Origin of the sequence: Streptomyces sp. NPDC085946, assembly GCF_044540485.1 — a bacterium.
Lineage (GTDB): Bacteria > Actinomycetota > Actinomycetes > Streptomycetales > Streptomycetaceae > Streptomyces.
Genome location: NZ_JBITSF010000028.1, coordinates 21668 through 41016, shown reverse-complemented (window position 1 = coordinate 41016; position 19349 = coordinate 21668). Strand labels below are relative to the sequence as shown.

Annotated in this window: 15 protein-coding genes and 4 pseudogenes; 13 read left to right on the top strand and 6 right to left on the bottom strand. The window is 67.8% G+C overall.

Annotated elements, in window-relative coordinates:
- The first annotated feature begins 50 nt into the window (after positions 1-50).
- The 5 genes from ACIF8T_RS34860 (at position 51) to ACIF8T_RS34840 (ending at position 4454) form a co-directional block, all read left to right on the top strand.
- Entirely contained in the window at positions 51-647 is a 597-nt protein-coding gene (locus ACIF8T_RS34860) for a TetR/AcrR family transcriptional regulator (RefSeq protein WP_400040770.1), read from the top strand.
- 85 nt (positions 648-732) lie between these two features.
- Positions 733-1950, top strand: a complete 1218-nt coding sequence (locus ACIF8T_RS34855) for an MFS transporter (RefSeq protein WP_400040768.1) — start codon at positions 733-735, stop codon at positions 1948-1950.
- A 622-nt stretch (positions 1951-2572) separates the two neighbouring features.
- Positions 2573-3472, top strand: coding sequence for a macrolide 2'-phosphotransferase (locus ACIF8T_RS34850; RefSeq protein ID WP_400040766.1), 900 nt, complete (start codon positions 2573-2575; stop codon positions 3470-3472).
- Positions 3473-3527: 55 nt separating this feature from the next.
- Positions 3528-3839 (top strand): hypothetical protein, encoded by a 312-nt coding sequence (locus ACIF8T_RS34845; protein WP_400040764.1) that lies wholly within the window; start codon positions 3528-3530, stop codon positions 3837-3839.
- Between the two features lie 264 nt (positions 3840-4103).
- On the top strand, positions 4104-4454 hold the full coding sequence (locus ACIF8T_RS34840) for an HNH endonuclease (protein WP_400040762.1): 351 nt from the start codon (positions 4104-4106) through the stop codon (positions 4452-4454).
- A gap of 560 nt (positions 4455-5014) precedes the next feature.
- On the opposite strand, the gene car(A) is transcribed toward ACIF8T_RS34840, so the two are convergent.
- Positions 5015-6670 carry an ABC-F type ribosomal protection protein Car(A) gene (car(A), locus tag ACIF8T_RS34835; RefSeq protein ID WP_400040760.1) on the bottom strand — a complete coding sequence of 552 codons (1656 nt, stop codon included), beginning with the start codon at positions 6668-6670 and terminating at the stop codon, positions 5015-5017.
- A 341-nt stretch (positions 6671-7011) separates the two neighbouring features.
- Positions 7012-8262 (bottom strand): annotated as a pseudogene (hflX, locus tag ACIF8T_RS34830) (GTPase HflX); the annotation flags it as partial.
- Between the two features lie 156 nt (positions 8263-8418).
- Here hflX and ACIF8T_RS34825 point away from each other — a divergent pair.
- The 5 genes and pseudogenes from ACIF8T_RS34825 to ACIF8T_RS34805 all read left to right on the top strand — a co-directional run.
- Positions 8419-9054: a helix-turn-helix domain-containing protein gene (locus ACIF8T_RS34825; RefSeq protein ID WP_400040759.1), complete on the top strand. Its 636-nt coding sequence runs from the start codon at positions 8419-8421 to the stop codon at positions 9052-9054.
- A gap of 71 nt (positions 9055-9125) precedes the next feature.
- Positions 9126-9942, top strand: a pseudogene (locus ACIF8T_RS34820) (IS5 family transposase).
- Positions 9943-10586: 644 nt separating this feature from the next.
- Entirely contained in the window at positions 10587-11357 is a 771-nt protein-coding gene (locus tag ACIF8T_RS34815) for a transposase (protein WP_400040757.1), read from the top strand.
- 175 nt (positions 11358-11532) lie between these two features.
- Complete coding sequence (locus ACIF8T_RS34810) at positions 11533-12423, top strand: hypothetical protein (protein ID WP_400040755.1); 891 nt, start codon at positions 11533-11535, stop codon at positions 12421-12423.
- Positions 12424-13249: 826 nt separating this feature from the next.
- Positions 13250-13411 (top strand): annotated as a pseudogene (locus tag ACIF8T_RS34805) (IS701 family transposase); the annotation flags it as partial.
- Between the two features lie 42 nt (positions 13412-13453).
- Here ACIF8T_RS34805 and ACIF8T_RS34800 read toward each other — a convergent pair.
- The 3 genes from ACIF8T_RS34800 to ACIF8T_RS34790 are packed head-to-tail and all read right to left on the bottom strand — an operon-like array spanning position 13454 to position 17095.
- On the bottom strand, positions 13454-16249 hold the full coding sequence (locus ACIF8T_RS34800) for a M48 family metalloprotease (RefSeq protein ID WP_400040753.1): 2796 nt from the start codon (positions 16247-16249) through the stop codon (positions 13454-13456).
- Positions 16221-16754 carry a hypothetical protein gene (locus ACIF8T_RS34795; RefSeq protein WP_400040751.1) on the bottom strand — a complete coding sequence of 178 codons (534 nt, stop codon included), beginning with the start codon at positions 16752-16754 and terminating at the stop codon, positions 16221-16223. Before ACIF8T_RS34795 ends, ACIF8T_RS34800 begins: the two co-directional genes overlap by 29 nt.
- The gene (locus tag ACIF8T_RS34790) at positions 16751-17095 is read right to left on the bottom strand and encodes a hypothetical protein (RefSeq protein WP_400040749.1); all 345 of its coding nucleotides are present in this window, start codon (positions 17093-17095) and stop codon (positions 16751-16753) included. Before ACIF8T_RS34790 ends, ACIF8T_RS34795 begins: the two co-directional genes overlap by 4 nt.
- Positions 17096-17099: 4 nt before the next feature.
- On the opposite strand from ACIF8T_RS34790, the gene ACIF8T_RS34785 reads away from it, so the two are divergent.
- Positions 17100-17228, top strand: a complete 129-nt coding sequence (locus tag ACIF8T_RS34785; protein WP_400040747.1) for a hypothetical protein — start codon at positions 17100-17102, stop codon at positions 17226-17228.
- 79 nt (positions 17229-17307) lie between these two features.
- Here the strand turns inward: ACIF8T_RS34785 and ACIF8T_RS34780 are convergent, their stop codons facing one another.
- Positions 17308-17661, bottom strand: a complete 354-nt coding sequence (locus ACIF8T_RS34780) for a hypothetical protein (RefSeq protein WP_400040745.1) — start codon at positions 17659-17661, stop codon at positions 17308-17310.
- Between the two features lie 810 nt (positions 17662-18471).
- Between ACIF8T_RS34780 and ACIF8T_RS34775 the strand changes: the two genes are divergently transcribed.
- Positions 18472-18897, top strand: a complete 426-nt coding sequence (locus tag ACIF8T_RS34775; RefSeq protein WP_400040744.1) for a hypothetical protein — start codon at positions 18472-18474, stop codon at positions 18895-18897.
- Between the two features lie 53 nt (positions 18898-18950).
- Positions 18951-19325 (top strand): annotated as a pseudogene (locus tag ACIF8T_RS34770) (transposase); the annotation flags it as partial.
- Positions 19326-19349: the final 24 nt, after the last annotated feature.

Sequence of the window (19349 nt, the reverse complement as noted above, 5' to 3'; positions counted from 1 at the left end):
CTTCCAAAAGAGTATTGCAACGTGCGGTCCAAAACGGCTAAGGTCGCGCCATGGCCCGACCGAGGACGTTCGACGAGGAAGGTGCCCTGGATGCGGCGATGCGCACGTTCTGGGAGAAGGGCTACGAGGCCACCTCCACGCAGGACTTGTGTGACGCCACAGGGCTGGGGCGCAGCAGCATCTACAACACGTTCAAGAGCAAGCATCACCTCTTCGAGCGTGCACTTGCCCGCTACATCGACTCCATGACGGCCGCCCAGCTGGCCGTCCTGGAGGACACGCAGCTCAGCGCCGCTGACCGGCTGCGCGCCTTGTTCGCCATGGTCGTCGACGGCGAGACGGTGCACCGGACGGGCGGACGCGGCCTTGGCTGTCTGACGGTGAACACCACGGTCGAGCTGGTCGCCCGGGACCCGCAGGCAGCGGAAATGCTGGAGCGCGATACGCGACGTCGGCTGACGGCGCTGCGCGGGGTGCTCGAGGAGGGGCAGCGGGACGGCAGCATCACATCCCCCCACGACGCCGGGGCGCTTGCCCACTTCGTCAACGCGGCGATCGGCGGCATGCGCATCTCCAGTCAGGGCGGTGCCGACCGGGCTGTGCTGGAGGCGATCGCCGAGATCACCTTGGACGCACTCGCCGGCTGATGGCACTCGCCGCCGGAGGCCGCGTCCACGCGTACTCAAGTTTTGTACTGATCAATCCACAACGGACTTCGAAGGAGAACGAGCCGTGCCTCGTGCCGTATATGTCCTGGGACTGGGCATCTTCGCCATGGTGACCAGTGAGTTCGTGGTCGCTGGGCTGATGCCGCAGATGGCCGAAGGACTGGACGCAACCATCCCCCAGATCGGCTACCTCATCACCGCCTTCGCGGTGGCCATGGCCGCCGGCGGCCCCTTCCTGACCGTGGCCCTGATGAAGTTCCCACCGCGCACGGCGCTGATGGTCCTGTTCGGCATCTTCCTCGCCGGCAACGTACTGGCCGCCACCGCGACCGGCTACAGCACAATGATGGCCGCGCGGATCATCACCGGCATCGCCTCCCAGGCGTTCTTCGGCGTGGGCATCTCGCTGTGCGCCCAGATCACCCGCCCCGAAATCCGTGGCCGTGCAATCGCCGTCGCGATGAACGGCCTCATGCTCGGCACCCTGCTCGGACTGCCCATCTCCACCCTGGTCGGCGAGCGTTTCGGCTGGCGCGCCGCGTTCTGGACCATCACCCTGATCACCGTGATCGCGGCCGTGGCCACCCTGTTCGGCGTGCCCCGCATCGAACGGGCGGAAGGCGGCGGCGGCTTCCGCCAGGAGATCGGCGTCTTCAAGAGGCCCAGGATGTGGCTGGTGCTGTCCAGTAGCACACTGATCATCGGCGCCACCTTCTCCGCCTTCAGCTACTTCAACCCCATTCTCACCGACGTCACCGGCTTCTCCACCGGCACCGTCCCCCTGCTGCTCGTCGCCTACGGCGCCGCCACCGTCATCGGCAACAACGTGGTCGGCCGCTTCGCCGACAGGCACACCCTCCCGGTGCTCACCGTCGGGCTCGTCCTCAACACGGTGTTCCTGACCGGCTTCGCCCTCCTCGCCGACGCGCCCGCCCCAGCCGTCATCTGCATGATGGGCATCGGCCTGGCCGGCGTCACCATGAACCCGGCCATGGTGACCCGCGTCCAGCGCACCGGCAACGCCGGACCGCTGGTCAACACCGTGCACTCCTCCTTCATCACCCTCGGCATCATCCTCGGTTCCTCCATCGGCGCCGTGGCGATCGAAACCTGGGGCCTGCGCGCTCCGCTCTGGCTCGGCGCAGTCTTGGCGCTGGTCGGCCTTGCCACCGTCCTGCCCGACCTCGCCCGCCGCACCACCCTGTCCGGCGGCCCCGCCCCCTTGTCCGACCTGCCCGGCGAAGAGACCGAGTTTGCCCCCGTTGATCAGTCGGCAAGGTAGCGATCACAGATGACGGCTGCGGCAATGTCAGTGAAAGCAACGAAGTGCTCGGTCTTGCACTCGTAACGACCTCCTGGGCATGAGGGTGGAAGTCTTCCAGGTCGAGGACGTCGCGGGCGGCGGCCGGATCGGGGGCGGCGGTGTCGCATCGTGACCGTGGTCGGGCCTTCGTGGTCGACGGTCCGGGCGGGGCCGGCTGCTGACCTGTGCGTACCTGCGACGCCGGACAAGGGCGGCGCCCTGTACCCGAGGGAGCCGACGATGGCAGACGTCGACACCGCCAGCCGGGACCGGTTGGCACTGGCGGTGCTGGTCCAGTACCGGATGTTTGGTCAGGTAACCACCGCCTACAACCACACCGCGGTACGGCTGCGGGTCGGGTACAGGCTGACCGAGACCGCGTTCGCCTTCCTTCAAGACGCCCGCCCAGGTGCCCAGCAACGTGACAGCTCCCTTTCACAGCCTCGTCCCCATTCAGGCCGAGCTGGTTCGCCAGTCCGTCCCACGAGGTGGCCGCCGCGATCCGGTTGGCCGCCGTAGTAGTGGACAGCTGCGCCGCCGACATGGCTGGTGAAGGGAAAAGAGCTGGAGGTGGTGCAGGCGCAGGTGAGAGCGTGGCCCTATGAGCATGATCGATGACGTCATCGCCCTGGCCGCTGCCCACGGCCCGCGCCTGTCCGCGCAGGGCGCTACCGTGAACGAGGCGGGTCTGGACTACCGCGTCGTCATGGCCTCCGACGCGACCGGCCAGAGGTGGGTGCTGCGCATACCGCGCCGCGTCGACGTCTCCGAGGGCATGGCCGCCGAGGCGCGCGTCCTCGACCTGGTCGCTCCCGTCCTGGCCGAGGACGGTGTCGCGGTCCCCGACTGGCAGATCCGCTCCCCCGAGCTGATCGCCTACCCGGCCCTGCCTGGCTCCCCGGGCCTGATCCTGACCGACGCCGGGGAGCCCGACTGGCACATGGACCCTGCCAGCCCGGACTACGCCGAGCGCCTAGGGCGCCTGCTGGCCCGTCTGCACTCCATCACCCCGGAGCAGGCCGAAGCCGCGGGCGTCGAGGTCCGCACCCCGGCCCAGGTGCGTCAGGCGTGGCAGGACGACATCGCCCGCGTGAGCGAGGCCTTCACCGTCCTCCCCGCCCTGACCGAAGCCTGGCAGGCCTGGCTCGAGGACGACACCTGCTGGCCCGAGCAAACCGTGATGACCCACGGCGAGATCTACCCCGCGCACGTACTGTTCGACGAGGAGGGCACGATCACCGGGGTCCTAGACTGGACCACCGCCCGCGTGGACGACCCCGCCCGTGACCTGTCCGCCCAGTACGGCGCCGCGGGCGAGGAGATGCTCCAGGCCACCCTCACCGCGTACGAGCAGGCAGGCGGGCACGTCCACCCCGGCCTGGCAACCCAGACGAAGCACCTGTGGAACGCCTCCCCCATCGGGTATGCCCTGTACGCGCTGACCACCGGCGCCGAGACCGACCTGGCCACCGCGGCGGCAATGCTGAACCCCAAGGCCTGATCCTCAGCCGCGGGCCCGACCCGCTTCACCTGGCCGTCATCAGTACACACCGCAGGTGATGGTCACCGACGACTTCCGCTCCCACGGCGCAGCCCACCACCAAGCCATGCCGGGCGTGGAGCACCGCACCTCGAAATACCCGAACAACCGGGCCGAGAACTCGCACCAGCCGACCCGCCAGCGCGAACGGGCGATAAAACGCTTGTCCTCGCCCGGCCACGCGCAGCGGCTCCTGTTCTCGTTCAGCGGCATCTCACCCCACTTCCGCCCTCGACGCCACCGCCTGGCCGCAGCCCAGTACCGCGCCGAGATGAACCAGCGCCTCACTGGCCAGCGGCCGGCTACCGGCGCCACCGCGGCGGCCTGACAACGGAGATCCGCGCGGGCGAGCCATTACCCCGACGAGCCGTCAACACCGCCCGACCCAACAACGTGACAGTGCCACCTGCGGGAATGCAGGGCGGTGCGGAGACGGCAGCGAACAAATACGGGAGGGAATGTCGGCCGGGCCCACGGCGATGTTGTCGCATCATGACCGTGGTCGGGCCCGCGTGGTCGGTGGTCCGGTCGGGGCCGGCTGCTGCCGTGATCGGTAAGCGCGGCATCGGGTCAGGCGGTGCCGCGCCCACGGATGCGGAAGCAGATCGGCAATGCGGAATGTGGACGCGGGCGGCACGGACCGCCTGGCTTTGGCGGTGCCAGCGAAGCCGTCATCCCCGACGCACCCCTCTACTACCAACGCCACCACGCGGACGGCGCGAACTGCCCTCTCTGCAAGCAGGCACTGATCGTCGGAGCCGAGTACGAGCCGGACAGTCCACGCGAGTGGATCAACTGGCTCGCGGCCTCGAAGAAGATGCTCCACAAGCATCACTTCACCTACCGACGGGCCGGCGGCACGGACGAACGGAACAACCTTCGCCTCGTCCACTCCGAATGCCACCGCCAGCACCACGCTGGCGACGGGGAACGGCCCACATAGCCCTGCTGACCTACGAAGCCCTCGTGGCTTGCTTGAGCCGGATGCGCTGAAAGGTGCACGTCCGGTTCTGAGGGGGCCGAGTCGCCGCAACGTGATCCGGCTACCCGACCACACTGATACGGTCCGGGGCGCGCCGCCCACGGCGGCCCGCTGCAGGATGGCGCTCCCGTTCCTCAGCCTGGTTGACTGCGCCGAGGGGACGCTCTGGCACCGGTCCTTCGGGCTCGGACGGTCAGCGCATCACACAGGATGCCGTCGAACGCGCGCGCCGCGTGTGACAGTTCGAATTTTCGCCGATGCGAATCCCTGCCGCTGACATCGTTCGAAAAACGGTGGCTACTCAGGCTGAGCAGGGTTCGGAAGGCAGCCCTGCCGGGTCCTCCGGGACACCAGTCCCGGAGGACCCGTCGCATAGTCACGTGTGCCCATTGGACGGATGCCGAAAGGAAAGACAGCCCTTTCCGAACGCCTGGTGTCTGAAAAGCCTGCCGGTCCGCCTCTGACACTTCGGAGGAACGGCCTCCCTTGCGTGCCGCCCCTCCCCTACACGGCTCCGGCAATCAGGCGGTGGTGAACTCGGCGACGTGCCCGTTCTGCAACCTTAGATGGGCGCCGTTGAAGCGGGACCGCATGCGCCGGTCGTGGGTGACGATGACGACCGTGCCCTGATAGCCGGTCAGCGCTTCCTCCAGTTCCTCGACGAGCGCGGGCGAGAGGTGGTTGGTGGGTTCGTCCAGCAGCAGCAGGTCGACCGGCTCGGTCACCAGCCGGGCGAGCTCGATGCGACGCCGCTGCCCATACGACAGGTCCTGCACACGCTGCCGAAGATCGTCCGGGCTGAACAGCCCCAGGGAGAGCAGCGCCTCGGTGTGTTCGCCGATGTCGCCGGCCCGTCCGCTGCTGAACGCCTGAAGGACCGTCGTCCCCTTTTGCCATGGAGTTTGTTCCTGTCGTAGGTGTCCCACCCGGCCCGACACTCGCACCGATCCGCTGTCGGGTGGCAGCTCCCCGGAGAGCACCCGCAGCAGCGTCGTCTTGCCCGCCCCGTTGGGACCGGTGATCAGCAGCCGTTCACCGGGCCCGAGGCGCAGGAAGTCGACGCTGAGCCGGTCGCCGACCCGGATGCCGGTGAGTTCGGCCACCGTCTCCTGAAACTGCGCGGCCTCGGTGGTGATCTCCGCTGTGAAGGTGAGCGGCTCGGGCGGTGGCGCGACTGGGTTCTCGGTCAGCCGCGCGACCCGTTCCTTGGCGTTGCGGATCCGCACCATCGCCCCGTGGCCCCGCCCGCGCATCCGGAATTGTCCGGCGCCGAAGACGGCGAAAGGCAATTTGCGCGGGATGGCGTCCAAGCGCGCCACGTTGGACGCAATCAGCTCGCGGCTGCGGTCCAGTTCGGCGCGCCACTGCTCGTACTCCAGCAGCCTGCGCTGCCGTTCCGCCGCCTTGGCCGCCAGGTAGCCCTCGTAGCCGTTGCCGTAGCGCATCACCTTGCCGGAGTCGACCTCCAGAATCGTGGTGGTGAGCCGGTCGAGGAAGAGCCGGTCATGGGTGACTGCCACAACCGTGCCGCGGTGCTTGCGCAGATGTTCCTCCAGCCAGCTCACCGCCCGGTCGTCCAGGTCGTTGGTCGGCTCGTCCAGCAGGAGCAGCTCGGGTTCCGAGGCCAGCGTGGCAGCCAGAGCGAGGCGCGAGCGCTCGCCGCCGGACAGGGTACTCAGCCGCCGGCCGCGTTCCAGCCCGGGCAGCCCGAGCCCGTGCAGCGCGATTTCCACGCGGGAGTCGGCCTCGTAGCCGCCGCGGGCCTGGTATCGGTCCACCAGTGTGGCGTAACTTTCCAGGAGGCTGGCGAGTTCGGGGTCCTGGCCCGCTTGGTAGGGCCGTTCGGCCAGCTCGGCCTCGGTCCGGCGCATGTCCTGCTCTAACTCCCGCAGGTCGGCCAGGGCCAGATCGACGGCGTCCTGGACCGTGGCGTCCAGCGGCAGTTCCAGTGTCTGGGCCAGATAGCCGACGCCGCCGGGTGCGACCACCGTCAGCGCACCGTTGTCCGGCTGTTCCTGCCCGGCGATGAGTTTGATCAGCGTGGACTTGCCGGATCCGTTGTCCCCGATAACACCGACCTTCTCGCCCGGCTTGATGGTGAAGCCGATCCGGTCGAGTACGACGTGGTCCTGGTAACGCTTGGTGATGTCATGCAGAGCGAGTTGCGCTGTCGACATGCAGGAGTCCTCCTGATCTGGGGTGAGTGATGTCGCCGCGCACACAGCAGACCGTTGAAAACGCAGTCGGTTGAAAACCCGCACCGTCAGGGTGGTTCCGTCCGGCGGAAACAGCGCAGGACGAAGAAATCGCAGCGCGTCCGTCTTCTCAGGCGTGCACGGCCGGGTGCGGTGACGGAGCCAGGCTCGACGTCCCACACCCTCGCGGACCACACGTATCGATCACAGGGAACCCATAAAGCCATCGTAGATGGTATGAAGCTGCACCGGCAACTGGTCCGGCCGGGACAGATGGGAGGACGGGTTCGTCCTGCGGCCCTCCCGCCAGGGTCACGGCTGGGATAGGCCCGCGGCGTGGCCGCCGGTTCCGGCCCCGCCCTCGCCTTCAGGAGGGGGCTTGCTCGGTGTGCTCGGCGGACAACACCTCGCCCTCCCTGGGGGTCCGGAAAACCAGGCTGTCCTGGGGGTAGGGCGCCATGGCCTCGTTTTTCACCTCGGGACGCGGCAGCAGGACGTCGATGAAGTCCCGCAGTGCCTCGATACCGTCTCCGGTGCGCGCGAAGACCGCGATCGAGCCCGGTTCCGCGGTCAGCCGCCGGAACAGCACGTCTGGGTCGGCGCCGTCCGCCTTGTTGACGACCACGACCTTCCTGATCTCGTCCGCGCCGACCCCGTCAGGGCTCCCGGACGGAGACGAGTTGCGCCTCTGGGTCCGAGTGCGAGCCGTCCACCGCGTGCAGCACCAAGTGCGCGTTCGTCACCTCGTCGATGGTCGAGCGGAACGCTTCGACGAGGTGGTGCGGAAGGTGCCGTACGAAGCCGACGGTGTCGGCGATGGTGCAGGGACGGTCGCTCGAGGTTTGCGCGCGGCGCACGGTCGTCTCCGGGGTGGCGAACAGCGTACTTCTCCAGCAGCACTCCGGCGCCGGTGAGCCGGTTCAGCAGGAAGGAGTTGCCGGCGTCGGCGTACCCTGCGAGCGCGATCGACAGCACTCTGTTGCGCCCCCGTTTCTCGCGCTTGGTGTCCCGTCCGGTCTTCAACTGGGGAATTTTGCGGCGTAGTCTGGCCACCCGTTCGCGGATCTGCCGCCTGTCGGTTTCGATCTTCGTCTCGCCGGGTCTGCGGGTCGCCATGCCGCCCCTGCCACCGCCGTCCATCTGCCGGGACATCGACTGGCCCCAGCCGCACAGCTGGGCAGCATGTACTGCATCTGGGCCAACGACACTTGAGCGTTATTCTCCCGGAACTTGGTGTGCTGCGCGAAGATGTCCAGGATCAGCGTGGTACGGTCCACGACCTTGACGCGTACGACGTCCTCCAAGTGGACCAGCTGGCTCGGGCTGAGTTCGCCGTCGCAGAGGACCGTGTCGGCGCCGGCCTCCTCGACGATCTCCCGCAGCTCTTCGGCCTTGCCTGATCCGATGGAGCTCGCCGGGTCGGGCTTCTGCCACTTTTGGATGACCCCATCGCACACCAGAGCGCCCGCCAGTTCTTCCAGCGCGGCCAGTTCGGCGAGTGAGGCCTCGGCGTCGTCAGCGCTGCCGGATGTCCCGACTCCGACGAGTACGCCGTCGCCCACGTGCAGACCCCGTCCCCGCCGCATGACCGCGCACACCCGAACACCGCTTCGGCCCGCGTGATCACGGCCCTGCGCAACACGCTTTAATATGCGCGGTGCGGAGGTGGACGGCACGTGAGGAGTTATACAACACAACGGGGTGTCCGAACCGGCGCGACGATGTGGCGGGTGCTCTCGGACGGCCCCGAAAAACGCATAATCCCCGACGGCGTGATGGACCTGATGTGGTTCCGGGAACGTTTGGTCGTAGCAGGCGCCGACACTCGGACGTTCACCGCGCGGACGCATGCCGGCGAGGTGACCTGGGGTCTCCGACTCGCTCCGGGCGTGGCCTACGCACTTCTCGGTGTGCCCGCACACGAACTGACAGACCAACGCGTTGAGTTGTCGGAACTGGTCACGCTCCCCGGGCACGATGGCTGGTCATTCGAAGACAATGCGGCCGATGCCCTCGAAAAGGTCTTCATCGCCCTGTGGACGCGGGCCGACCCGGAGCGTTCCATTCTTCGTGTGGCGGCTTCTCTTGACCGTGCCGCTCGTGCAGGTCTGAGCGTGCGGGAGACAGCAGAGCTCCACGGCCTGTCGGAACGGTCGTTGCGTCGGCTCAGCAACCGGCTCTTTGGCTACGGCCCCAAGACGCTCATGCAGATTCACCGTTTCCAGCATGCACTCCACTTGGCACGAGCGGGCCTGTCGTTGCGTGATGCCGCGGCCACAGCAGGCTACGTCGACCAAGCCCACTTCAACCGTGAGAGCAAACGGCTCACCGGCCAGACACCCGTCACGCTCACATGTGTCGCTTAGCTGTTCCTAAGAGTTCCTAACAGAAGTTGTTGATCAAGTAACCATCGGTCTGTCTGCTCGTTGGTCGGGTCGTGGGGAAGCGTCAGTCGCGGCCGTGGATCGTGTCGGACGAACTGTGGTCGCTCGTCGAGCCGTTGCTGCCCGGGCCGGGTCCGAAGCTGGTGGCGGGCCGGCCTCGGGTGCCGGACCGGCAGGCCTTGTGCGGGGTCCTGTTCGTGCTGCACACCGGCATTCAGTGGGAGTACCTGCCCCAGGAGCTGGGCTTGGCTCCGGCGTGACCTGCTGGCGGCGGCTGGCCGCCTGGAACGAGGCCGGCGTGTGGGAGAAGCTGCACCTGGTGCTGCTGAAGAAGCTGCGGTCGGCGAAGCAGCTGGACTGGTCGCGGGCGGTGATCGACTCCTCCCACGTCAGGGCGGCCCGCCGGGGCCCAAAAGCGGTCCCGGCCCGGTCGACCGCACACGACCGGGCAGCAAGCACCACGTCCTCACCGATGGGCAGGGCATCCCGCTCGCGGTATCGCTGACCGACGGAAACCGCAACGACGTCACCCAGCTCCTGCCCCTGCTCGACAAGGTCCCACCCGTGGCCGGTGTGGTCGGGCGGCCACGCAGACGGCCGGACATGCTGTTCGCCGACCGCGGCTACGACCACGACAAGTACCGGCGCCTGCTGTGGCAGTGAGACATCCGGCCTGTGATCGCCGAACGCGGCCAACCGCACGGCTCCGGCCTGGGCATCTTCCGATGGGTCGTCGAACGCACCATCTCCTGGCTCCACGGCTTCCGCCGCCTGCGCATCCGCTGGGAAAGACGCGACGACATTCATGAAGCCCTCCTCGGCCTCGCCACCTGCCTCATCACCCACCGACACGCCCAACGCCTTTGTTAGGACCTCTAAGGGCTGTCCCGCTACTCCACCTCGGACAGCCTGCGAGGTTGAATCCTGCGGGGTGGGTCGCTGCACGTGCGGCTTCCTGGCTGTCGACGACCGTAGGCTGGCATGATGATGTTCATGTCCACGTACCGAAAGGCCTATGCCGCGTAAGCGGCCCGGCGCGCTGCGCGCTGAACAGTCCCTCCGTGCCGTGTGGAGCTTGCCTCTGGAGCGGATCCACGGCCTCTCTGCTCGAACCAGCGTCGCGATAGATCGAGCAGAGAGACTCTCGGGCGACTACTACGTCTACCCCGGCGCCACCGACCGTGCGCTGCGGCGGTATCGAGCGTTTCTGCAACCACCGGGCCGACGGCCCCTTTATCCGCAGGACGCGGAGTGTTCGTGCCGCGGTTGTTCCTTCGACGACGTGCGGCACGCCCGCGACGTGCTTGAGAAGGTCCTGCGGCAGTTGCCTCGCAGGCCTCGCGCCGAGCTTGAACGCCGAGTGCATCTCCTGGATGCCAGGTACGTCAAGCGTACGCTGCCGGATCCATTTGCCACTCATCGGCAGTGGCGTTCTGACCTCTGGTGGCGGCGCCGTCTGGCCGGCGGCCGGGAAGCCGGCTGAAGGGCCCAAGCTGCGGTGAAATGATCAATGCGTGGCTGGTGTGATCACGGCGTCGCAGCCGTCCTGGATAGGCCCGTTCACTGGGCTGAGCCCGCGCTGCTTCGCCAAGCTGGTGACCGTCCTGCGCCGTGAGGGAGCGGACGCGGTCCGCCGAGGCCGACCGTGGAGCCTGCCCCTGGAAGACCGCATGCTGCTGGTCACGGCTTACTGGCGCACGAACTTGACACTGCGCCAGCTCGCGCCGCTGTTCGGAATTTCGAAGTCTGCAGCCGACCGCATCATCAACCGCCTCGCACCGCTGCTCGCGCTGCGGCCGCGCCGACGGTTCCGCAAGGGCACCGTGCTCATCGTGGACGGCACCTTGATCCCCACGCGTGACCATGCAGTGGCCGAGCAGTCGAAGAACTACCGGTACTCCACCAACCACCAGGTCGTCATCAACGCCGATACGCGACTGGTCGTCGCGGTTGGCCAGCCTCTGCCGGGCAACCGCAACGACTGCAGGGCATGGGAGCTGTCCGGGGCGAAGGCTATCGTCGGCAACATCACGGTGATCGCTGATGGCGGCTACCGCGGCACTGGCCTGGTAATCCCGCACCGCCGCGAACCCGGTCAGGCCGGACTCCCCGCATGGAAAGAGGAGCACAACCGCTCTCACCGCAAGGTCCGTGCCCGCGTCGAGCACACCTTCGCCCGCATGAAGAGCTGGAAGATCCTCCGCGACTGCCGCTTGAAGAAAGACGGCGTCTATCACGCCATGCTTGGCACAGCCCGCCTCCACAACCTCGCGCTGGCCGGATAGACCGGCCCAAGGCGGGCATCCCCATGCTGGTCATGCCAAGACAGCTGATCATTGCGGGACAACCTTAGCAAGATGGCGCCCTTTCAATGCTCGCTCTTCACGGCTTCAGGTTCCTTCCCCTCGTCTGGCCGTTTCGTCCAAGCCTGACGTAGCCGACGGATGGCAGGGTCCTCGTATGAGCATCAACCTAGGTCGCGCGAAAGCGTTCATGGCCTCGCACGCGCGAGTCCTCGATCGGCGGCGCTTCGAGGCCGTCATGACCGACAGCGACGCGGCTCGTCAGGCCATCATTCACGGACTCGACGCCTACCGAAACCCCGATGGCGGCTACGGGTGGGGACTCGAACCAGATCTTCGTGCACCGGAGAGCCAGCCGGCAGGCGCCCAGCACGCGCTCGAGGCGCTCGCCGACGCCGGCCCTGCGACCTCGCCGCACACTGCAGCCCTCCTCGACTGGCTGGACTCGGTGACTTTGCCCGATGGCGGGCTGCCGTTCGCGCTCCCGATCAGCGACCCCGTGGCGTGCGCCCCGTTTTGGGGGCAAGCGGATCCCATGGAGTCATCGCTGCAAATCACGGCCGCGGTGGCGACGCAGGCGTATCGCGCCGCGCGCTGGGATGTGACCGTACGAGACCATCCATGGCTGGCAACGGCGACGCGGTACTGTTTCGACGCGATCCGTCGGATCGACGAAGTTCCCTTCGCGTACGTGCTCTCCTTCGCGCTCCAGTTCCTCGACATCGCATCCGACACCCACCCGGAGGCACGTGATCTGCTCGACCACCTCGGACAGTTCATCCCAAAGGACGGGGCACTCGCCGTCGTCGGCGGGGCCGAGGGCGAGATGCTTCATCTTCTCGACTACGCGCCCGAGCCCGGGCGGCCAATCCGCGGCCTGCTCGATCCTCATGCCGTGTCGGACGACCTCGACCGCCTGGAACGCGGGCAGCAGCAGGACGGCGGATGGGCAGTCGACTTCACCAGCTATTCGGCCGCCGCATCACTCGAATGGCGCGGCTACATGACGGTCGGCGCCGTCACTGTGCTGCGCATGAACGGGCGCTGATCCCAGCTCGCTCCGGCCGCGGAGCACGATTCGACCCCTGTTTCCCACAGTTGCCGCTACCTGACAAGTAACTGTCGGTGGTCGTCGCTGCAATGTGACGCCCATGTTTTCGAAGAGGTGCCGTAGTAAATTTCGGATTCACTGCGGCAGCACCGGAACGGCCCCAGCACCTCGCCGGCACCTCGCGTGTCCGATCGAGCATGTCACCAGCGGCGGAGACAAAGCATGCGCACCTACTGCGGCAGAGCCGAAAGGGGTGAACAGGCGGCCATCGACCAGCCGACCGGCCGCGCTGAAGAAGACGGACACAGTGCGGATGCCGAGTCCGGGCCGTGCCGCCACCGACGTACGCCGCGGCGGCCGAACGTCCCTCACCGGTGCGGGCATCGCACAGTTCTTTCCCTGGACCCACCGGATCTCGCTCGCCATCCGGGGCGGACGCTGCACGGCGAGCCGGCGCCGATCAAACCGGCTCGCCGTCGCGCCGGATCAACCGGCACCCTCGGTGCCAGCGGCCTTCGAAAGCCACCCCCGTCCCGTTCGGCCACACCTGAGTTCTTTACACCGCGCCCACCCAGGACGTCGAAGAGAATCTCCTCGAACAGCCCCTCTGACACCAGTGGCAGAGATCGAAGTCCCGCTGCTTTGCGGTGATCTCACAAGGTCACAACCGGTATCCGTATTGGGTTCGAGATGGCTGGTGCGCCGCAACGGCAAGCCGTCCGTTGGCCTCCGGTAGGTTGCGGCGCGAACTCGACTCCCTGCGAACGAGATCCGATGTGAGCACGTAGAAGCAGACGAGGCCCCGCAGCACCTGGCGGCGTCGTACCAGGTCCGTCGCTACCCCGGCTGGCACCGCCACATGGCCCTCGCCCTGGCCGCCCACGTCTGCCTGACCGTTCTGCGCGCCCGCTAGCTGGACACCTGGAAAGCAGAAACGGACCCTTCCAGCTCATCCACTCCAGCCTCGCCGAGATCCGACGGCTGATCACCCACCAGGCGACTGTTCATGTGTGAGGCCCGGAAGACGTCATCCCCTCCGCCTGCCCTGGATCTCCAGGAGCCGCGCGTCCAGTTGCGGATGCATCTCTCCCGTCGACAGCAGGAGGTCGGTCCCCTCCGTGAGCGCGTGAGACGACTCTCCGGCTCCCCGCACGCACAGGGCCGCTCCCTTCCTGGTGCGGGACAGGATGTCCTGCCACAGTGACTGGGCGCGCTCGTCCGGAATCGGGATAAACCGCTCAGCCGTCCGCGCCTGCCGCTCCAGCGCCGAGCAATTACGCTTTACCGTGGGCACCTCTTCCGGGTGAGCGTTGATGATGTTTCCCAGGTCGGCGTCCTCCGGGGCCCTGTTCGCCATAGCCTCCCGGACCAGCGGCGTGAGGTGCTTGGCGTATGCCTGGACCCTCTCCTCGAATCCCAGCAGCAGTTCGTTTCCACCCGCTTCCAGCCACGACTGGGTGCGCAGTCTTGTGCCACTGGAGGAGTCGATCGTGCTGGTCTGTCCGCTGTCGTCGACGGCGTCCGCCACCGCGTACCCACTCAGGACGCACGTCGCGAGCACCATCGCGGCGAGGACGATCGTGGGGGTCTTACTGGGGGAACGGCCCGCCGTACGAGGCGCGGGGACGGGGATACGGCCGCGCACCCGGCGCCGGGGCGCGGTGAGCACGCTCAGCAGCTCCCTTCCGCATGCCGCCCAGGCGGCGACCGCCGCCACGACGAACACGCCGAAGGAGAGGACGGGCCGACTCGCCGAGCCCAGCACGAGCAACGAGCCGGCCCAAGCCGGGGTGCAGGTGTCGCCCCAGACAGCCAGGGGTGTCACGCACCCGTCGAGTGCCGTCAGCGCCCACACTCCCGCGAGGCCACCGAGTAGCGCCCCGCCGCCGGCCACGAGGCCGTCGAGCAGGCCGGAAAACGGCCGGGCGGCGGCCGCTGTCGCTGCCACGAGGGCCGCGGGCACGAGGAGGGCAACGGTCAGCCAGCCGTAGAAGGTGGCCAGTTCGAGCTCGTCCCAGGAGGCCGGCGGCGGCTGCACCCTGTGCACCACGACGTGGACCCACGCCGCCCAGAGCGTGCCGGCCACGCCTCCCACGGCCGCGAGCAGGAGCGGCCGCCGGGGGACGGAACCGCGCGGACGGCTGCGGAGGGACCGCCACAGCACCGCCGCCGCCGGGGCGAGCCACAGCAGCGTGGCACCGACGACGGCGACCGGGTCGTCCCGGACCCGGTCGGCCAGCGGCAGCCAGAAGACCAGTTCCGGAGGCAGCGGCACCCAACTACCGTCCGGAGCGGGGACTTCCCCCAGGAGCGGGATCACAGCCATCCGGTCGGCCGACAGGGCTATGTGGCCCCATTTCATCCAGTAGGCGAGCCACGTTCCGAACGCCGTCACAGCGGTGGCCAGCGCGAGCGCGAGCGCGGCCGGGCGCCGCGGCAGGACCTGGGTGATCTGCGCGGTCCACACGCCCAGCGGCAGCGCGCCCACCAGAAGCAACAGCAGCAGCCACGGCCGCTGCGGCAGCACCGAGTTTCCGATGTTCCGGCCGATGACCAGCTCCCCCGCGATGAGGCCGGAGCCGAACCACAGGCCCTCCCTGAAACCCTTCGGCACCGGCTGGCCATGACGCACAGCGTGCCGTACGGACCGCCAGATCATGATGACGACGAGGCCGACGGCGAGCGTGGTGACCGTCCATGCCACGACGGTCTGCCGGAAACCGGTGATGAGGAACGTCGGAACGCGGCTGGAGGCCGCCACGGCAAGGACACCTGTGGTGAAGAAGGGAACGGCATTAGTGCGGAACAGGATGGACGGCTCCGCCAGCGCACGCAGCCGGTCCGCGTCACTGGGATGGCTCCGCCAGATCCGGCCACGTCGGTGCTCACCCGTAAGGGATGGTGCGACGTCCGCTCCCCAAGGCTCCGGAAGGGCGTCCGCATGGAACTCGCGGGTGCGCAGGATGTCGGCGCGTACGAGGTACATGATTGCCGCGATCACCCCGACCAGGACCATCGAGGGGATCATGTAGGACAGGTTGGCGCGCCAGTAGGCCATGCTGTCGGCGAACGACCCGATACCCAGATACGGATGGAAATCGACGACGGTCACGGGGAGCAGGATGGCGGCGAGGAAGGCGCGCCACAGAGCGATCGTGGCGTACGTCAGGCTCACGTCCCGGTTGACCACGTGGTTCAGCTCGTGCAGCACTACGCCCCGGAACATCCCCGGTTCCGCCTGCCGGCGGCTGACCAGCCCGGAGTGGAGGCTGACGGTGCAGCGTCCGAACCGTCCGAAGACGACGGCACTGCTGCGCACGTTATAGGGGTCGAGCATGAACCGCACACTGTGCGCTGGAAGGCCCGCCGTCCGGCGCAGGTCGCCCAGCTCCTCCTCCAGCGTCACCGTCCCGGAGGAGCGGAGTGGAGGGTCGGCGGGGACGTCGAGTGCGACGAGACCGCGGCGGATCCGCTTCCAGGTCGGCAGGAAGGCGTAAATGGCCAGTGCCAGAGCGAGGACAGCGAGCACCCCGAGGAGCGTCCACATCCGGTTGGGCGGCTCGACCGAGCCCATGCAGCGCCGGTAGGCCGCCGTCGGGTCGCCGTCCACGTCCGGCAGCAGCAGGCCGGAGGCGACCTTGCAGTAGCCGTCCTTCTTCACGGCGGCCTGCGACCAGTGGGTGACAAGGTTGTCGAGCCAGAAGAGGCCAGTGATGACGATCAGCGTGACCAGCAGCGCGAAGCGGAGCGTGGTGCTGACCGGCAGACGACCCCGGGACGCCTCGGCCGTCGGCTCACGACCGACCGTTACCGGCGCGGTCATCCGCCTCCCCGCCCTCATCTCGAGACCCGGACTCCACTTCGGCCGGCGTCCCCAGCGCGAGCCGCCCCGCGACCCGCTCGGCCAGCCGCTGAGCCTGCTCTGGGGAGAGCCCAATCTCGGTGAGCTGCTCGACCACCACCTGCGCCACGGCGTTCAACTGCTCCCGGGTCAACGCGGGAAGCTCCGGTTGGGGATCAGGACGCCGGAACAACCTGCGCAGCAAGCTCCGAAGCCGCTCGGACAGCGACTGAACCGCCTGCCCTGTCGCACTGCGCACTGCTTCGTCGACCGCCAGCCACAGTACAGCCGCCAGGACGCCGACGATCTCTCCGGTGCCGAAGCCGAGCGGTTCGCCGCGGGTACGACGGCGCCGGAGCCTGCGCAGGACCCGGCGGTCGTCGGGCTCCTCGGCCAGGGCCTTGAGAATGAGCAGCTCATCCGGGGTGACGTACTCCTCGCCTACCGCGAACTCCACGCAGTCCTGGACGACTTCCCGGATCCTCACAGCGAGCCACCTCCGTAGGCGCCCTTGTGCAGGAGATCCACCTGTCCTCCGGTCCACTTGATCATGAGCAGCTCCCTGCCGTACTCCTCGAGAGACTTGGGGACTTCGCTCACCACATCCACGAGTCCCTTGTACTCGGGCAGTTTCAGGTCTCCGGCTCCGGGTGGGGGGGACTCCGTCAGCTCTCCGGTGTCGAGGCAGCTGAGCTTCACCGTGGTCGGCAAGGACAGGGAGGCAAGCTCCCCGCTGCAGACCACCATGCTGTCCTGCGTCACACGCCTCGCCACAGGCTCACCGAACGTGCTGACGTCGCCGTTCTTCTTCACCTCGAAGATGAACATGTCGGTGTCGGAGAGAAAGAGCGGGGTCCAGGAACCGACTGCCGAGTACTTCTTCGTGGGCGTCGGGGAGGGCGACATGGACGCGGTCCTGGTCGCGGCCGACTTCTTCGGAGCCGGGTCCGACTTGCCGTGACCCGCCGAGCATCCCGCGCACAGGGCCGTCCCGACGGCGACGGCAAGAGCTCGTCCCAAGTGGTTGACCATGCTTCCCCCTAGATGTTGCCAGGGAATAGGTAGTCCGTCTTCCCGTTGGCCCAGTCGATGATCAGTGCCTCGTCCCCGTACTCCTCAAGGATCGACGGCGGTTGTCCCAGGTGGAGCATGCCGGCGTGCCGCCGCACGTGGAGGTACCGGCCGTCTTCGTCCGTCTTCGCGTCCGCGCAGGTCAGCGTCATCTCCACTGGTGTGGACTTGAGATGGGCCGTCCCGCCGCAGATGCGGAACACCTCCATGGAGTCCCGGACGGCGAGCGGCTCGCCGACCGTGCTGGCCGCTCCGTCCTTCTCGATCTCCAGTGAGTAGTAGTTGTCGCTGGCGGATCCCGGCGAGATTTCCCAGGTTCCCACCAACTTGCTGGTATCCAGCGGTTGTTGTCTCCTGAAGCTCGACGAGGGAACCGGCTCCTCGGGCAATTCAGTTGCTGGCGCGGTGGACTCACCGGTCTCCGAGGCCCGAACGGTGGCGGCGACAGTCGGCTCGTCCGCCTTGAACGATTGCCCCGGGCTGCACGCCAGGAGGGCAAGGAAGCAACTCACAGCAGTGGCCGCGCTACTGAGAACACGCCCCCTGCGCCGATCCGTGACCTGGCACCCTTTTAACCGCATGGCTTCGTCGGACACCTCCCCCGTTGTACAACGCCTGCCACCCGTGGACGTTACGACTTCTGGGAATACTCCACGCGCGACTTCATCCCAACACACCAATGGGCCGGCCTCCGATCCCGACGGGTACGCTGGCTGTGGGACCAGGCTCGCACTTCGCCCACGCCACGGACAGCTCCGCGGCAGTCACACAGCGCTGCACTCCGCCCTGCGGTGGCTATACGAGAGCAGGGCCCTCACGTCTGCCTTCCCGTACTCGATCTGCTGCGGCCCCGAGTTGGCCAGCGCACTGGCGAGGGCGCGGAGCATGTTGCTGCTGCGGGGTCACGTCGTGGCCTGTGGCGCCGACAGGGAGGCGGCGATGGCTGGCATCGTCCTGGCCATCACGTCCCTGGAGGACGTCACTGCGGACCGGGTGATCGGTGCGCTCAACGAGCTTGGGGCGCCGGTGGTCCGTGCGGACCCGGCCGACATCGGCTCTGCTCTGGCTTTCGGTGCACGCATGAGGCCGGGGCACCGGTCCGGGGCGGTCAGCTGCGGACGGCCAGCTGCGAGGTGGAGCTGGGGGAGGTGGCGGCGGTCCACTACCGCCGCCCCACCCCTCATGCAGCCCGCTACGAGCATCTGCCAGCTCAGCAGCGCGCCTTCGCCGCCGCCAAGGCCCGCCACGGGCTCGGCGGGGTGCTCAACCACTTGCACGGCGTCCGCTACGTCAACCACCCCGACGCGATCGCCGCCGCCGACTTCAAGCCCGCCCAGCTTCAGACTGCCGCCCAGCTCGGCCTGACCATTCCGCCGACCCTGGTCACCAACGACGTCGAGGCTGCACGGAAGTTCGCCGCCGAGTATGGGGCCGTAATTTATAAGCCGTTCCGCGGCCTGCCCAGGGGCGAGGACGGGCACACCGGCGCGATCTGGGCCCAGCGTGTCGACCCCGGCACCTTCGACGAATCCCTGGCTGTAACCGCACACCTGTTCTAGTACTGCAACGGTGCTTGCCGTGACTGCTGGCCAGGTCGGTCGTTGGTGTGGTCATGGGTGGGGACCTTGCTGATGTCAGGCTGTGGGCGAGCGAACTGGACGCTCTACATGAGCGGTTCGTACACCGGTTCAACCGGGAGGAGCCGCGTCAGTCGGCGCTGGCGTACATGCGGGGACTGATCGCGCCACTGGAGCGGAAGAACGGCTGGACGCTTGCGGAGGAGGCCGGGCACGCGGGCCCCGACCGCATCCACCGGCTGCTGAACCGCATCGAGTGGGGCGCCGACGAGGTCCTGGATGACGTACGCGACTACGTCGTGGAACACCTCGGAGACCGGGATGCCGTCCTGATCGTCGACGACACCGGGTTCCTGAAGAAGGGCGTCCGTTCGGCTGGGGTGCAAAGGCAATACTCCGGTACCGCCGGGGCTTGTATTTCAATTACTGCTTGC

Coding starts and splice junctions, on each gene's coding strand:
- ACIF8T_RS34790 (WP_400040749.1), bottom strand. CDS start 17,095: ATGTTCATCTTCGAGGTGAAGAAGAACGGCGACGTCAGCACGTTCGGT.
- ACIF8T_RS34840 (WP_400040762.1), top strand. CDS start 4,104: ATGCGGAAGCAGATCGGCAATGCGGAATGTGGACGCGGGCGGCACGGA.
- ACIF8T_RS34860 (WP_400040770.1), top strand. CDS start 51: ATGGCCCGACCGAGGACGTTCGACGAGGAAGGTGCCCTGGATGCGGCG.
- ACIF8T_RS34850 (WP_400040766.1), top strand. CDS start 2,573: ATGAGCATGATCGATGACGTCATCGCCCTGGCCGCTGCCCACGGCCCG.
- ACIF8T_RS34800 (WP_400040753.1), bottom strand. CDS start 16,249: ATGACCGCGCCGGTAACGGTCGGTCGTGAGCCGACGGCCGAGGCGTCC.
- ACIF8T_RS34810 (WP_400040755.1), top strand. CDS start 11,533: ATGAGCATCAACCTAGGTCGCGCGAAAGCGTTCATGGCCTCGCACGCG.